This window comes from Neobacillus drentensis (assembly GCF_036962125.1).
GTDB lineage: Bacteria > Bacillota > Bacilli > Bacillales > Cytobacillaceae > Neobacillus > Neobacillus drentensis_B.
Window position 1 is genome coordinate 101,770 of the sequence record NZ_JBALOA010000005.1, and the last position, 16,505, is coordinate 118,274.

General features: G+C 37.9%; 15 protein-coding genes. All 15 read left to right on the forward strand.

Annotated elements, in window-relative coordinates; genetic code table 11:
• The first annotated feature begins 23 nt into the window (after positions 1 to 23).
• On the forward strand, positions 24 to 929 hold the full coding sequence (gene sdaAA / locus V7121_RS05105; protein WP_335545914.1) for an L-serine ammonia-lyase, iron-sulfur-dependent, subunit alpha: 906 nt from the start codon (positions 24 to 26) through the stop codon (positions 927 to 929).
• Positions 930 to 1,016: 87 nt separating this feature from the next.
• On the forward strand, positions 1,017 to 1,784 hold the full coding sequence (locus V7121_RS05110) for a ribonuclease HII (RefSeq protein WP_335499372.1): 768 nt from the start codon (positions 1,017 to 1,019) through the stop codon (positions 1,782 to 1,784).
• Positions 1,785 to 2,018: 234 nt separating this feature from the next.
• Complete coding sequence (sucC, locus tag V7121_RS05115; RefSeq protein ID WP_335499370.1) at positions 2,019 to 3,179, forward strand: ADP-forming succinate--CoA ligase subunit beta; 1,161 nt, start codon at positions 2,019 to 2,021, stop codon at positions 3,177 to 3,179.
• 22 nt (positions 3,180 to 3,201) lie between these two features.
• Positions 3,202 to 4,104, forward strand: coding sequence for a succinate--CoA ligase subunit alpha (sucD, locus tag V7121_RS05120; RefSeq protein WP_335499368.1), 903 nt, complete (start codon positions 3,202 to 3,204; stop codon positions 4,102 to 4,104).
• 127 nt (positions 4,105 to 4,231) lie between these two features.
• Positions 4,232 to 5,119 carry a DNA-processing protein DprA gene (dprA, locus tag V7121_RS05125; protein ID WP_335499365.1) on the forward strand — a complete coding sequence of 296 codons (888 nt, stop codon included), beginning with the start codon at positions 4,232 to 4,234 and terminating at the stop codon, positions 5,117 to 5,119.
• Positions 5,120 to 5,457: 338 nt separating this feature from the next.
• Entirely contained in the window at positions 5,458 to 7,536 is a 2,079-nt protein-coding gene (gene topA / locus V7121_RS05130) for a type I DNA topoisomerase (RefSeq protein ID WP_335499363.1), read from the forward strand.
• A gap of 173 nt (positions 7,537 to 7,709) precedes the next feature.
• Complete coding sequence (trmFO, locus tag V7121_RS05135; RefSeq protein WP_335499362.1) at positions 7,710 to 9,017, forward strand: FADH(2)-oxidizing methylenetetrahydrofolate--tRNA-(uracil(54)-C(5))-methyltransferase TrmFO; 1,308 nt, start codon at positions 7,710 to 7,712, stop codon at positions 9,015 to 9,017.
• 251 nt (positions 9,018 to 9,268) lie between these two features.
• On the forward strand, positions 9,269 to 9,811 hold the full coding sequence (gene hslV, locus V7121_RS05140; RefSeq protein ID WP_026566454.1) for an ATP-dependent protease subunit HslV: 543 nt from the start codon (positions 9,269 to 9,271) through the stop codon (positions 9,809 to 9,811).
• Between the two features lie 19 nt (positions 9,812 to 9,830).
• Complete coding sequence (gene hslU / locus V7121_RS05145; protein ID WP_335499359.1) at positions 9,831 to 11,234, forward strand: HslU--HslV peptidase ATPase subunit; 1,404 nt, start codon at positions 9,831 to 9,833, stop codon at positions 11,232 to 11,234.
• Positions 11,235 to 11,352: 118 nt separating this feature from the next.
• Positions 11,353 to 12,132 (forward strand): GTP-sensing pleiotropic transcriptional regulator CodY, encoded by a 780-nt coding sequence (codY, locus tag V7121_RS05150; protein WP_335499356.1) that lies wholly within the window; start codon positions 11,353 to 11,355, stop codon positions 12,130 to 12,132.
• A gap of 199 nt (positions 12,133 to 12,331) precedes the next feature.
• On the forward strand, positions 12,332 to 13,036 hold the full coding sequence (gene rpsB, locus V7121_RS05155) for a 30S ribosomal protein S2 (protein ID WP_218345632.1): 705 nt from the start codon (positions 12,332 to 12,334) through the stop codon (positions 13,034 to 13,036).
• Between the two features lie 141 nt (positions 13,037 to 13,177).
• Positions 13,178 to 14,059, forward strand: coding sequence for a translation elongation factor Ts (gene tsf / locus V7121_RS05160; protein WP_335499352.1), 882 nt, complete (start codon positions 13,178 to 13,180; stop codon positions 14,057 to 14,059).
• A gap of 127 nt (positions 14,060 to 14,186) precedes the next feature.
• The gene (pyrH, locus tag V7121_RS05165) at positions 14,187 to 14,912 is read left to right on the forward strand and encodes a UMP kinase (RefSeq protein WP_168242772.1); all 726 of its coding nucleotides are present in this window, start codon (positions 14,187 to 14,189) and stop codon (positions 14,910 to 14,912) included.
• On the forward strand, positions 14,912 to 15,469 hold the full coding sequence (frr, locus tag V7121_RS05170; RefSeq protein WP_335499349.1) for a ribosome recycling factor: 558 nt from the start codon (positions 14,912 to 14,914) through the stop codon (positions 15,467 to 15,469). The genes pyrH and frr overlap by 1 nt, the downstream gene beginning before the upstream one ends.
• A 268-nt stretch (positions 15,470 to 15,737) precedes the next feature.
• The coding region (locus V7121_RS05175) for an isoprenyl transferase (protein ID WP_335545917.1) at positions 15,738 to 16,505 on the forward strand (768 nt) is incomplete at its 3' end.

The window sequence follows — 16,505 nt, forward strand, 5'->3', positions numbered from 1 at the left end:
AACAGCAATAGGGGGGTGGGTTTATGTTTCGGAATGTAGTGGAACTCGTTCAATTGGCAGAAAGCAATCAGGTAAAGATAGCTGAAATCATGATTCGTCAAGAAATAGAAGTTTCTGGGCTATCTCGTGATGAAGTTATCGGTAAAATGGATCTTAACTTAACAGTAATGGAACAAGCTGTAGAAAGAGGTCTAAAAGGTGTTCACTCCCATACAGGCCTAACTGGAGGAGACGCAGTATTGCTCCAAAACTATATCAAAAGTGGTAAATCTCTTGGGGGAAATATTTTATTAGATGCTGTCAGTAAAGCAGTGGCAACCAATGAAGTGAATGCTGCGATGGGCGTAATTTGTGCAACGCCAACTGCTGGGTCAGCAGGTGTAGTTCCAGGCACATTATTTGCGGTAAAAGAAAAGTTAAATCCAACCCGAGAAGAAATGATTGAATTTTTATTTACGGCAGCGGCTTTTGGATTCGTCGTGGCTAATAATGCCTCTATTTCTGGAGCCGCAGGGGGTTGCCAAGCAGAAGTAGGTTCTGCAAGCGGTATGGCTGCTGCTGCGATTGTAGAATTAGCTGGCGGTTCACCACAACAGTCTGCTGAGGCAATGGCAATCACCTTGAAAAATATGCTTGGATTAGTATGTGATCCAGTAGCAGGCTTAGTTGAAGTTCCATGTGTTAAACGAAATGCAATGGGTGCCTCCAATGCAATTACTGCAGCGGATATGGCACTGGCAGGAATTAAAAGCAGAATTCCATGTGATGAAGTTATCCACGCGATGTTTTTGATTGGCCAGTCCATGCCATCGGCTTTAAGGGAAACTGCAGAGGGTGGTCTTGCAGCGACGCCGACTGGAAGGCGATTGGAACAAGAGATTTTTGGCTCAAACAAACCATTTAAATTAAAAGATTTAGTGTTATCCTAACTTTTGAAATAACACCCAATTTAAATTGTATTGGGTGTTATTTTGTGTTGTTTATAAATTACTAAGGTATATACAGCGGGTGATAAAATGAAACAATTAACAATCATAGAGATCGAGCGGCAATTAAATAATATCGTGGCTGAATCTGATCCGTTCTTAGTAGATTTACTTCAAGATGAGCGTAAAGGTGTTCAACAGCTGATACATAGATGGAAAAAGAATTTAGCCGAGAATAAACGTTTAAATGAAAAGTTTATTGAAATGAATGAATATGAGTACAAATGGCGGGAAAAGGGCTTTGAAATGATAGCTGGTATTGATGAAGTGGGAAGAGGACCTCTTGCAGGACCGGTAGTTGCAGCTGCAGTGATTTTGCCACGCGACTTTTTCCTTGCAGGTATCGATGACTCTAAAAAGCTATCAGAAAAAAAGCGCTTAGAGTATAATGCAATCATAAGAAAAGAAGCTGTTGCTTACAGTATTTCAATGATTCATGCTCCGGAAATTGATGAATTGAATATTTATCATGCGACAAAAAAAGCAATGAAAGCAGCGATTGCGTCATTAGACCCAAAACCAGACTTCTTATTAATTGACGCAATGAAGCTTGAAACTCCCTTTCCTTCTGAAGCAATTATTAAAGGTGACGCAAAAAGTATTTCGATCGCAGCCGCTTCAATTGTGGCAAAGGTAGCCAGAGATACATTAATGAAAGAACTTTCACAGCTCTATCCTGTATACGGATTTCAGCAAAATATGGGCTATGGAACCAAAGAACATATTGAGGCAATAAAGGACCATGGAATTACTTCTTATCATAGAAAAAGCTTTGCACCAGTTAAGGACTTTGTTTAATCTAAAGTGCAATAATAAAAAACAGGGCGATCCCTGTTTTTTTATTATTCCAAAAAACAAATTGTTCCAAATCAGGTGGGCATTTCCTTGATATAATTGAAAATAATGATTGACTATTCCGAATATTTTAAAGATGTATATAATTTTTTAGCATAATGGTAGACAAGGTATGTATCATTATATAAAATGAAAACGGAGTCAGTTTTTAGAAGAGTTTGAATAGGAGGATGGGAAATGAATATCCATGAGTATCAAGGGAAAGAGATCCTCAGAAAATACGGGGTTGCGGTTCCAAATGGAAAAGTAGCATTCACTGTTGAAGAAGCAGTCGAAGCAGCGAAAGAATTAGGTACACAGGTTTGTGTAGTAAAAGCACAAATCCATGCCGGTGGACGGGGAAAAGCCGGTGGTGTTAAAGTAGCGAAAAACCTTGTAGAGGTTCGTACATACGCAAGCGAAATCCTCGGAAAAACATTAGTAACTCACCAAACAGGTCCAGAAGGAAAAGAAGTTAAACGCCTGCTTATAGAAGAAGGCTGTGATATCAAGAAAGAATATTATATTGGACTAGTTTTAGACCGTGCAACTTCACGAGTCGTTTTAATGGCTTCTGAAGAGGGTGGAACAGAAATTGAAGAGGTTGCTGAAAAGACTCCGGAGAAAATTTTTAAAGAAGAAATTGATCCGGTTGTCGGCTTACAGCCATACCAAGCACGCCGAATCGCTTTTAATATTAATATTCCAAAAGAATTAATTAACCAGGCTGTAAAATTTATGACAGCTCTTTACAATGCTTATATTGACAAAGATTGTTCAATTGCCGAAATCAACCCACTTGTTGTGACCGGTGATGGAAAAGTAATGGCTCTTGATGCGAAGTTAAACTTTGACTCAAATGCATTATACCGTCAGAAAGACGTATTAGCGTACCGTGACCTAGAAGAAGAAGATGCTAAAGAAATCGAAGCTTCTAAATACGATTTAAGCTATGTTGCATTAGATGGTAACATTGGCTGTATGGTTAATGGTGCGGGACTTGCGATGTCAACAATGGATATTATTAAACATTACGGCGGTGACCCCGCTAACTTCCTTGATGTTGGGGGCGGTGCGACGGCTGAAAAGGTTACAGAAGCATTCAAAATTATCCTTTCTGATCCAAACGTAAAAGGTATTTTCGTTAATATCTTTGGTGGAATCATGAAGTGTGATGTTATTGCTGAGGGTGTTGTAGAAGCAGCTAAGCAGGTTGGGCTAAGTGTTCCGCTTGTTGTTCGCTTAGAGGGAACAAATGTTGAGTTAGGTAAGAAAATCTTAGCTGAGTCAACTGTAGAAATTATTGCTGCTGAATCCATGGCTGATGGCGCACAAAAAATCGTTTCATTAGTGAAATAGGATTAAAGAAAGGGGAATTAACGTGAGCGTTTTTATTAATAAAGATACAAAAGTTATTGTTCAAGGGATTACCGGTTCAACAGCCCTTTTTCATACAAAACAAATGCTTGAATATGGAACACAAATTGTTGGTGGCACATCTCCAGGTAAGGGCGGAATGGAAGTAGAAGGCGTTCCTGTCTTTAATACTGTTAAAGATGCAGTTGTTGCAACAGGCGCTACAGCTTCTGTTATTTACGTTCCTGCACCATTTGCAGCCGATGCAATAATCGAAGCTGTCGATGCTGAGTTGGATCTTGCGATTTGCATTACAGAACATATTCCAGTTTTGGATATGGTAAAAGTAAAACGTTATATGGAAGGCAAAAAGACCCGCTTAGTTGGTCCAAACTGCCCGGGTGTTATTACGGCTGATGAATGTAAAATTGGGATCATGCCAGGCTACATTCATACAAAAGGCCATGTAGGTGTTGTGTCCCGATCTGGAACATTAACCTACGAAGCTGTTCATCAATTAACTCAAGCTGGACTCGGTCAAACAACGGCTGTTGGTATTGGCGGCGACCCAGTTAACGGAACAAACTTTATCGATGTTTTAAAAGCATTTAATGAAGATCCTGAAACATACGCTGTGATCATGATTGGTGAAATCGGCGGTACGGCGGAGGAAGAAGCAGCAGAATGGGTCAAAGCAAACATGACCAAACCTGTTGTCGGCTTCATCGGCGGACGGACAGCCCCTCCAGGAAAACGTATGGGCCATGCAGGTGCAATTATTTCTGGTGGTAAGGGTACTGCAGACGAAAAAATCCGTGTCATGAACGAATGCGGAATTAAAGTTGCCGATACACCGTCTGTAATGGGTGAAACATTAATTACAGTATTAAAAGAGCAAGGCTTATACGAAAAGTGTAAAACTCACTAAAAAGTGTGAAACGCCGTGTAAGTGCTAGACAGTTATATAGGTTTTCAAACTCAGCTAGATCTTATCAAATAGTCCCTCATAATTGAGGGGCTATTTGTTCTTTATAAAATAAAGGAGGCAATTATAAATGGATGACTTTAAAGAAAAACTTATTTCCTTGTTGCACTACCCTGATATCTCCTGGAGTACAGTTTTCCAAATTCTAAAAAGGGACCCAGCACTGTCGAACTTATATAGGTTAAAAAACCAATCCTCTCAGCAAACAAGCTTATTCCCACCAAGTACCTCAAATATTCCTCCACAAAAATCTTCTAGTCCTACTTTCAATCCCGATATTATTCGTGACCAAATTCGCCAATACGATACCAATGAAATTGCAGTTATCACTATATTGGATAAGGAATATCCACCGTTGTTAAAAGAAATCTATCAACCCCCGTGGGCATTATTTGCCAAGGGCGACCTCTCCTTGCTTGAAAAGGATCCCAAACTAGCCGTGGTGGGTTCCCGACAAGCTACCCAATATGGCAAAAATGCGATTCGATTGATTTTTCCGGAATTAATAAGTAACGGAGTCCTAATAGTCAGTGGGTTAGCAAGAGGGATTGACGCACTTGCCCATGAATCTGCTATAAAAAATGGCGGAAAAACAATTGCCGTCATTGCTGGAGGGTTTTATCATATCTATCCAAAAGAAAATATGAACTTAGCTTTAGAGATGATGAAAAACCAGCTTGTTCTTTCGGAATTTCCTCCTGATACTAAACCACTTAGATGGCATTTCCCGTCAAGAAATCGTATTATTAGCGGTTTATCCAAGGGGACACTTATAATAGAAGCAAAACGAAAAAGCGGGTCCCTAATTACAGCTAATTATGCTGTTAATGAAGGAAGAGATGTATTTTCCTTGCCGGGCAGCATTTTTAATCCATATTCCATCGGTGCAAATGAATTAATTCAACAAGGGGCAAAGCTTGTAACAGAAGCGGAGGATATTCTAGTTGAAATTAGATAAGACTCTAGATACTGGATATTTTTACGAAAAATTCATTAAAATTAGAGGTTTTTCATGAATAAATGGAGAAATTAGCTTAAAAAGGTTGCAATATTTTCTAATTTGTTATACATTTTCCAACAGATGTTCGAAAAAAAGAATATTTGTAAATAGCATAAATAATATTGTAAATAACATATAAAGAATAACTTTGGGATAGGGCAGTTTTGTAAAGTATTTTCTCCGTTCAAATTAGGTATAACTGGTAATTAGGAATGCTTTCCAAATAAGCACCTTAGAAACAGACATTGCCGGATGCGGGGCGCTTCTACACTTTCCCTCTTAAGGAGGATTTTTGAATGGCTGATTTTCTTGTAATCGTTGAATCGCCGGCCAAAGCGAAAACGATTGAACGATACCTAGGGAATAAATATAAAGTAAAAGCATCAATGGGACATATTCGAGATTTACCACGGAGTCAAATGGGGGTCAATGTAGAAAATAGCTATGAACCAAAATATATTACCATTCGTGGAAAAGGTCCAGTTTTAAAAGAATTAAAAACAGCAGCCAAAAAGGCAAAAAAAATCTATCTCGCAGCTGACCCGGATCGCGAAGGGGAAGCAATTGCTTGGCATTTGGCCCATAGTTTATCAGTAGACATTAATTCTGATTGCCGGGTGGTTTTTAATGAAATTACAAAGGATGCAATTAAAGAGTCATTTAAGCATCCACGACCAATTAATATGGATTTAGTTGATGCGCAGCAAGCACGCAGAATTTTAGACCGCCTAGTCGGTTACAATATCAGTCCCCTGCTTTGGAAAAAGATAAAAAAGGGATTAAGTGCAGGACGAGTTCAATCCGTTGCGGTCCATCTCATTATTGATAGAGAAAATGAAATCAAAAACTTTAATCCCGAAGAGTATTGGACCATTGATGGAGAGTTTTTAAAAGGGAAAGACCATTTTAGTGCCCAGTATTTTTCATTGGTGGGTAAGGAAAAGTTTGAACTAAAATCTGAACAAGATGTCAAAAAAATCTTAAGTCAAATGAATGATAATACATTTAGGGTTGTGTCAGTTTCCAAAAAAGAACGAAAAAGAAATCCAGCCCCACCTTTTATTACTTCATCCTTGCAACAAGAAGCTGCTAGAAAACTAAACTTTCGTGCTAAGAAAACGATGATGCTTGCACAGCAGTTATATGAAGGAATTGAACTTGGAAAAGAAGGAACAGTTGGTTTAATTACGTATATGAGAACAGACTCTACTAGAATCTCTGAAGTAGCCCAAGCCGAAGCGGCGGATTACATCAGTACAGAGTTTGGGAAACAATATTTAAAAGAAGAACAAAGAAAAGAGAAAAAACAAACAAACGCTCAAGATGCACATGAAGCGATTCGCCCGACAAGTACATTAAGGGATCCTAATAGCTTAAAAGCATTTTTATCGAGAGACCAATTCCGTTTATATAAATTAATTTGGGATCGATTTTTAGCAAGCCAAATGGCCCAAGCTGTTATGGATACAATGAGCGTAGATTTACAAAATGGCAATGTCATCTTCCGTGCGAATGGATCGAAAATTAAGTTTCCAGGTTTTATGAAGCTTTATGTTGAGGGGTCAGATGACCAGGTAGATGAAAAAGACAAAATGCTTCCTGACCTTAAAGAAGGAGATGAAGTGTTTAAAAAGGACATTGAGCCGAAGCAACACTTCACGCAGCCACCGCCACGTTATACAGAAGCAAGACTTGTTAAAACACTCGAAGAGCTGGGGATAGGACGCCCGTCTACTTATGCACCAACCCTTGATACGATTCAAAAGCGGGGTTACGTCGCACTAGACAATAAAAGATTTGTACCAACCGAACTTGGTGAAATAATCGATGAAGCAATTTTAGAGTTTTTTCCAGATATTTTAGATGTGGAATTTACAGCGAAAATGGAACAAGGCTTAGATAATATTGAAGTCGGAAAAGTACCATGGGTCAAAATAATCGACGAGTTTTATCAAGACTTTGAAATTGATTTAAAAAAAGCTGAAGAAGAAATGCAATCGGTTGAAATCAAAGACGAGCCGGCAGGGGAAGATTGTGAGAACTGTGGAAGTCCAATGGTCTTTAAAATGGGACGCTATGGAAAATTTATGGCTTGCAGCAATTTCCCAGATTGTAGGAATACAAAACCGATTGTCAAAGAAATTGGTGTTACCTGTCCTACTTGTAAAGAAGGACAGATTATTGAACGTAAAAGCAAGAAAAAGCGATTATTTTATGGGTGCACCAAATATCCTGAATGTGAATTTATCTCTTGGGATAAACCACTGCCAAGGGAATGCCCTAAATGTGAAGGCATGCTAGTTGAAAAGAAATTGAAAAAGGGCATGCAAGTTCAATGTGTTAGCTGTGACTACAAGGAAGAACCACAAAGCTAAGGGGGAGAGTGGACAAAGTCCACTCTTTTCATTATGTTTAAAATCTTAAAACTTTTTTCTTTTTCATTCGTATAGTACAATGCAAGTTGGACTTAATTGTGGGAAAGGTAATGATAGGTATGTGAACTTTTCCACATATACATAAACCAAGGTTATAATTAGGAGGATAATAAATGAAAGATGTCACTATAAATGTAATCGGTGCAGGATTGGCAGGTAGTGAAGCAGCCTGGCAGATTGCAAAACGCGGGGTTAAAGTACGACTATATGAGATGCGTCCAGTAAAGCAAACACCAGCGCACCATACAGATAAATTTGCAGAATTAGTTTGTAGCAATTCTTTACGTGCCAACACATTAACTAATGCAGTAGGTGTGTTAAAAGAAGAAATGAGAAAGCTTGATTCAGTCATTATTTCGGCAGCAGATGCTTGTTCTGTTCCAGCAGGAGGTGCATTAGCAGTTGATCGCCATGAATTTGCAGCGAAAGTAACAGAAATGGTGAGAAACCATGAAAATGTTACGGTAGTGAATGAAGAAGTAACTGAAATACCTGAGGGTTTAACAGTAATCGCCACAGGCCCACTCACAAGCCCTGAGCTTTCAGAAAAGCTAAAGGGACTAACCGGCGAAGACTACCTTTATTTTTACGATGCTGCTGCACCAATTATTGAAAAAGACAGCATCGACATGGAAAAGGTTTATTTAAAATCCCGCTATGATAAAGGGGAAGCAGCTTACTTGAACTGCCCTATGACCGAAGAAGAGTTTAATCGCTTTTATGATGCACTTATCTCTGCTGAAACTGTTCCAGTTAAAGAGTTTGAAAAGGAAGTCTTTTTCGAAGGATGTATGCCGATTGAAGTAATGGGATCACGAGGAAAGAAAACGATGCTTTTCGGTCCATTAAAACCAGTCGGCTTAGAAGATCCAAAAACAGGAAAGAGACCTTTTGCTGTAGTACAGCTTCGTCAAGATGATGCGGCGGGGACACTTTTTAATATTGTCGGATTTCAGACACATTTAAAATGGGGCGCCCAAAAGGAAGTCATTCAATTAATACCCGGCTTAGAAAATGCGGAAATTATCCGATATGGTGTGATGCATCGGAACACTTTTATCAATTCTCCGAAAGTTTTAAAAGCAACCTACCAGTTCCGGAATCGTGAAGATTTGTTCTTTGCAGGCCAGATGACAGGCGTAGAAGGGTATGTTGAATCGGCTGCAAGTGGATTAATTGCAGGAATAAATGCAGCAAGATTGTCCCAGGGATTAGATCCATTAGAATTCCCTGCTGAGACAGCAATCGGTAGCATGGCCCATTATATTACGACAACCAACGCGAAAAATTTCCAGCCAATGAATGCAAACTTTGGTTTATTCCCTGAACTGCCGGAAAGAATTAAAGGCAAGCAAGAAAGGAATTTGCAACATGCAAATCGAGCGTTAGAAACAATTCAGAACTTTGTGAAAGTTTTGTAAAGTTTATTGCAAGAGAATTAGAAGTATGTTACGATTTAGAAGCCCTTGTGAGATAATATTATGACAAATGTGAATGTTTTCTTAAAGTTAATTATCGAGTATTTACAAATGGAACTGAATTCCTCAAAATACAATTGAACATTATCAACATAATATCAGTAAAATATGTTTTTTTATGATATTTTCACATGTTACATAGTTATCAGCGCGAAAATGAGAATAGAAATCACCCTAAAGGGAGGCTCATCGTAATGAATCAATTTCATGCGACAACGATTTTTGCGATCCATCATAATGGAGAATATTCAATGTCAGGTGATGGACAAGTGACATTTGGTAATGCGGTAGTGATGAAGCACACTGCAAGAAAAGTTAGAAAGATATTTAATGGTAAAGTATTAGCTGGTTTTGCAGGTTCAGTAGCTGATGCATTTACACTTTTTGAACTATTTGAGGGTAAATTAGAGGAATTTAACGGTAATCTTCAAAGAGCTGCAGTAGAACTCGCCAAAGAGTGGAGAAGCGATAAGGTGCTTAGAAAGCTTGAAGCGATGTTAATTGTAATGAACCGTGAATATTTATTGCTTGTTTCCGGTACTGGAGAAGTTATTGAACCGGATGATGGAATTCTTGCGATTGGCTCAGGGGGGAACTATGCATTATCCGCAGGTCGTGCTCTAAAGAAATATGCAGGTGACCACTTATCTGCAAAGGAAATAGCGAAAGCTTCTTTAGAAATAGCAGCGGAAATATGTGTATACACGAACCACAACATTATTGTTGAAGAGCTATAACGAAAGGAGACCGATATTTATGGGAAGAACCACTAATTTAACCCCGCGTCAAATTGTTGAAAAACTTGATCAATATATCATTGGACAAAAGGATGCTAAGAAAGCAGTTGCTGTTGCCCTTAGAAATCGTTTTAGAAGAGGGTTGTTAAATGAGAAACTTAGGGATGAAATTATCCCTAAAAATATTTTGATGATTGGGCCAACTGGGGTAGGTAAAACAGAAATTGCCAGAAGAATTGCCAAAATAGTTGGTGCTCCTTTTATTAAAGTTGAGGCTACCAAGTTTACGGAAGTGGGTTATGTTGGTCGTGATGTTGAATCCATGGTTAGAGACCTTGCTGAGACCTCTGTACGGTTAGTGAAAGAGGAGAGAATGCAAAGTGTAAAGGAACGGGCCGAAGAGAATGCCAACGCTAGGCTAGTTGATTTACTAGTCCCTTCAGCGAAAAAGGCAAGTAACTTTAAAAATCCGCTTGAGATGTTATTTGGCGGCGGAAGCCCTTCGACTGAACCGGAAACCCAGCAAGAGGATTATTCGATTACTGAAAAACGTAAAATTGTCAAAGAAAAATTAGCACTAGGGCAGCTAGAAGATGAAATTGTTACAGTAGAAGTTGAAGAGCAAACACCATCCATGTTTGATATGCTTCAAGGGTCCGGTATTGAACAAATGGGAATGAACATGCAGGATGCTCTTAGCAGTTTCATGCCGAAAAAACATAAAAAGCGAAAGCTGACTGTCCGGGAAGCTCGAAAGGTATTAACAAGTGAAGAGGCTGCAAAGCTAATTGATATGGACGAAGTAAATTCTGAAGCCATTTATCGTGCTGAACAAGCAGGGATTATTTTTATCGATGAAATTGATAAAATTGCTAGTAAAAATTCAGGCGGATCGTCTGCAGATGTATCAAGAGAAGGTGTCCAAAGAGATATTCTTCCAATCGTGGAAGGGTCGACTGTTGTGACAAAATATGGTTCAGTTAAAACTGATCATGTTCTATTTATTGCTGCTGGGGCATTTCACATGGCTAAACCTTCAGACTTAATTCCTGAGCTTCAAGGACGCTTTCCAATTCGTGTAGAATTAACGAAGCTGACGGTGGAAGATTTCTTCAGAATCTTAATTGAACCTGATAATGCACTGATTAAGCAATATCAAGCTTTATTGGAAACTGAAGGTATACAAATTGAATTTTCTGACGATGCTATTCGTAGAATTGCTGAAGTTGCTTTTGAAGTCAATCAAAATACAGACAATATTGGTGCAAGACGACTTCATACCATTTTAGAAAAGCTTTTAGAAGATTTATCTTTTGAAGCACCGGATATTTCGATGGAGAAGATAACAATTACACCACAGTATGTAGATGATAAACTGGGTGCTATTTCTAAAAACAAAGATTTAAGTCAGTTTATCCTATAAAAATGAGCCTTTCATTTTCCGATTTGGGAGAGGGTTGATTTTTTAAATACCCTAAAATGTAACATTAATACTTATCTAAAATTTAATAATGGTTGTAGTTAATTAGGAGGAAGAACAGATGGATTTACTTACAAAAACTAGAAGAATTAACGTATTATTACAAAAGGCAGCTGGAAAACCAGTCAACTTTAAGGAAATGTCTGAAACATTAAGTGAAACAATTGAAGCAAATGTCTACATCGTCAGCCGTCGCGGTAAACTTCTTGGTTTTTCAATTTATCAAGCAATTGAAAATGAAAGAATGAAAAAGATGTTTGAGGACCGTCAATTCCCTGAAGAATATACAAATGGTTTATTTAATATTCAAGAAACCTCGTCAAACCTTGACATTGAAAGTCAGTATACTGCATTTCCTGTCGAGAACGGAGACTTATTCCGTACAGGTTTAACAACAATTGTTCCAATTATTGGTGGAGGGGAACGTCTTGGAACGCTAATTCTTGCAAGATTAGAAGCAAAATTCCATGACGAAGATTTAATCCTCGCAGAATATGGTGCAACAGTAGTTGGAATGGAAATTCTTCGTGAAAAATCTGAAGAAATTGAAGAGGAAGCTCGAAGCAAAGCTGTTGTTCAAATGGCGATTAGTTCATTATCTTATAGTGAACTTGAAGCAATTGAGCATATTTTTGAAGAACTTAACGGACGTGAAGGGTTGTTGGTAGCATCAAAAATTGCTGACCGTGTTGGAATTACCCGTTCCGTTATCGTAAACGCTTTAAGAAAGCTTGAGAGTGCTGGAGTAATTGAATCACGTTCACTTGGTATGAAAGGGACGTATATCAAGGTCTTAAATGATAAGTTCTTGGTTGAATTAGATAAATTAAGATCGAATTAATTGTGATAAATCCTTGGCTTTGCCAGGGATTTTGTTTTTTTAGTAAAGTAATACTTGATTGTTATTTTTACATATGCTATATTATTTCATGGTGTTAATACACACGCTCATTGATTTAAACAGACGGTGCTGTTACTAACAGTTTCTGTTTAAAAATGAAGTGAGCGGAGGAAAACAAACCATTAGGAGGAAAAAAATCATGTCAGTAATTTCTATGAAGCAATTGCTTGAAGCTGGTGTACACTTTGGACACCAAACACGCCGTTGGAACCCTAAAATGAAGAAATATATCTTCACAGAGCGTAACGGTATCTATATCATTGACCTTCAAAAAACAGTTAAAAAAGTTGAAGAAGCTTATAACTGGGTTAAGGAACTTGCTGGAAATGGCGGAACTGTTCTTTTTGTTGGTACTAAGAAACAAGCTCAAGATTCAGTTAAAGAAGAAGCTGGCCGTTCAGGTATGTACTATGTTAACCAACGTTGGTTAGGTGGTACACTAACAAACTTTGAAACAATTCAAAAGCGTATTGGCCGCTTAAAAGATATTGAAAGAATGTCTGAAGACGGTACTTTCGAAGTATTACCTAAGAAAGAAGTAGTACAATTAAAGAAAGAACAAGAGCGTCTTGAAAAATTCCTAGGCGGAATTAAAGACATGAAACAACTTCCAGATGCATTATTCATCATTGACCCTCGTAAAGAGCGTATCGCTGTTGCTGAAGCTAAGAAATTAAACATTCCTATCGTTGGTATCGTTGATACAAACTGTGATCCAGACGAAATTGATGTTGTTATTCCTGCGAATGACGATGCAATCCGTGCGGTTAAGCTTTTAACTGGTAAAATGGCAGATGCTATCCTTGAAGCAAAACAAGGTGAAGAAGTACAAGTTCAAGCCTAATTTAAGTGAGTAAATGAAAAGGTGATAAGAGGGAGACCCTTTATCACCTTTTTTTAAAGAAGGTTAATAGAAGAAAGTTTTATATTAGCTGTCATTGGCTAAGATATGGATACATAGTAAAATAAAGGAGGAATTTACATTATGGCAATTACTGCTCAAATGGTAAAAGAATTACGTGAAAAAACTGGTGCAGGTATGTTAGATTGTAAAAAAGCATTAACTGAAACTGATGGGGATATGGAGAAAGCAATTGACTTCCTACGTGAAAAAGGGATTGCATCTGCTGCTAAGAAAGGTGACCGTATTGCTGCAGAAGGATTAACATATGTTGTTACTGAAGGAAACGATGCAGTAATCTTAGAAGTAAACTCTGAAACTGACTTTGTTGCGAAAAACGAAGCTTTCCAAGCTCTTGTAAAGGAATTAGCTGCACATCTTTTAAACAACAAGCCAGCAACAGTTGAAGAAGCTTCAGCTCAAACAATGGAAAATGGCGCAACAGTAGCAGACCATATCAATGCTGCGATTGCTAAAATTGGTGAAAAATTAACGCTTCGTCGTTTTACAGTTTTATCAAAAACAGACAATGATGCTTTTGGTGCATACATCCACATGGGCGGCCGCATTTCTGTATTATCTGTACTTGAAGGTACAACAGATGCTGATTCTGCGAAAGATGTTTCTATGCATATTGCTGCACTTAAGCCAAAGTATGTATCTCGTGACCAAGTATCACAAGACGAAGTAGAGCATGAGCGTCAAGTATTAACACAACAAGCTCTTAACGAAGGCAAGCCTGCAAAAATCGTTGAAAAGATGGTTGAAGGCCGCTTAGGTAAATATTTTGAGGATGTTTGTGTACTTGATCAAACTTTTGTTAAAAACCCTGATCAAAAGGTTCGTCAATTTGTTGAATCTAAAGGTGCTACGATCCGTGAATTCGTTCGTTACGAAGTAGGAGAAGGTATCGAAAAACGTGAAGATAACTTCGCAGAAGAAGTTATGAATCAAATTAAAAAATAATTAGCATATATTCTCAAAACATTAGCAACAAAAGTTTTATGGGAATATTACTGAAATAGGTTATTTAATAGGGGACACTGTGTGTTCCCTTTTTTAAGAAGAAATTAAATACATATTGGAGGTTTATATGAGCGGTCCTAAGTACAAACGCGTAGTTTTAAAGTTAAGCGGGGAAGCACTTGCAGGTGAATCAAGCTTTGGGATTAAACCTTCTGTAATCAAATCGATTGCTATTCAAGTTAAAGAAATTGCAGAGCTTGGTGTTGAAGTTGCTGTCGTAGTTGGCGGAGGTAACATTTGGCGCGGTAAAATTGGCAGTGAGATGGGCATGGACCGAGCGACTGCTGATTATATGGGTATGCTGGCAACAGTAATGAATTCTTTAGCGTTACAAGATAGCTTGGAGCATTTAGGGATTGAATCACGTGTCCAAACTTCAATTGAAATGCGTCAGGTCGCTGAACCATATATTAGACGTCGTGCAATCAGACATTTAGAAAAGAAGCGAGTAGTAATTTTTGCAGCAGGGACAGGGAACCCGTATTTCTCAACCGACACAACAGCTGCACTCCGAGCAGCAGAAATTGATGCCGAAGTCATTTTAATGGCCAAAAATAATGTTGATGGAGTATACTCCGCTGACCCTCGCTTAGATGCTAATGCAACTAAATATGAAGACTTGTCTTTCCTAGATGTTCTTAAAGAAGGATTAGCCGTTATGGATTCAACTGCTTCCTCTTTATGTATGGACAATGATATTCCATTGATTGTTTTTTCAATTATGGAACAGGGTAATATTAAACGGGCCGTTATGGGTGAAAAAATAGGAACAATTGTTAGGGGGAAACATTAATGCCGAAACAGGTCATTGCTAATATTAAGGATCGTATGACAAAAGCAATTCAGTCATATACTCGTGAACTAGCTAGTATCCGTGCTGGAAGAGCAAGTGCATCGTTATTAGACAGAATTACAATTGATTATTATGGCGCTCCTACTCCAGTTAATCAAATGGCTGGAATTACCACGCCGGAGGCTAGATTGATTGTCATTCAACCATATGATAAATCAATTCTTGGTGATATTGAAAAAGCAATTCTTAAATCTGATTTAGGATTAAATCCTTCCAATGATGGAATGGTTATCCGTCTGGCAATCCCACAATTGACTGAGGAGCGCCGTAAAGAGTTGGTGAAATTAGTAAAAAAATATTCTGAAGAAGCTAAAGTAGCAATCCGTAATATTCGTCGTGATGGTAATGACGACTTAAAGAAACTTGAGAAAAATGGTGAAATTACTGAGGACGGTCTTCGTGGACATTCGGATGATATCCAAAAACTAACGGACGAATACATTAGTAAAATTGATCAAATCACAAAAGATAAAGAAAAAGAAATTCTGGAAGTATAATTCATATAAGAACCCTCTTTTTAGGGGGTTTTTTCACTATCTAATTACATAAACTAAAATTTTGTCATGATTCTTGAAAGTTGTCTAATATTATTCTTAATTCCATCTATTTTACATAAGTTATTTATTAGAGATATCTTTATGCTTTTTTGGTATGATAAAAACATGCTACCCCGAAATGTCCATTACATTACAACACACAATTCAATGGAATTGATATATAATTTATTTTCGGAGGAAATGATTAACTAATTGGAGGAGCAATGTCATGTTTAATAAAATAAGGCTTAGGAAGAATCGAAACACCTCTTCCACACTCCGAGATAAAATAGATGAAATAAAAAAATTACCTGTTCCTGAACATGTGGCGATTATTATGGATGGCAACGGGCGCTGGGCTAAGAAAAGGGCATTGCCACGGATTGCTGGTCATCATGAAGGGATGAAAGTTGTCCGAAAAACCACTAAATTAGCAAATGATCTTGGGATAAAAACCTTAACCTTATATGCGTTTTCAACGGAGAATTGGAAAAGACCAAAGAATGAAGTCGAATATATCATGAGCCTTCCTGATGAATTTCTTGGTACGTTTCTTCCTGATTTAATTGAGGAAAATGTACAAGTAAAAATGATGGGTTATAAAAATCAACTTCCGGTACATACACTTCGTGCAATAGAAAAAGCTATAGAAGATACCAAAGATAACGATGGGTTAGTCCTAAATTTTGCTCTCAATTATGGGAGTAGGGCAGAGATACTTGATGCTGTCAAGGAAGTTGTTACTGATAGTAAAAATGGTAAACTGGATGTAACTGACCTAGATGAAAAAGTATTTTCTTCCTATTTAATGTCGGGCAATTTTATTGACCCCGACCTGTTAATTCGCACTAGTGGTGAAATCCGCTTAAGTAATTTTATGCTTTGGCAGTTGGCTTATTCAGAATTTTGGTTTACAGATGTATTATGGCCGGATTTTAGTGAAGAACATTTACTTGAAGCAATTGAAACCTTCCAAAAACGGCAGCGTCGATTTGGC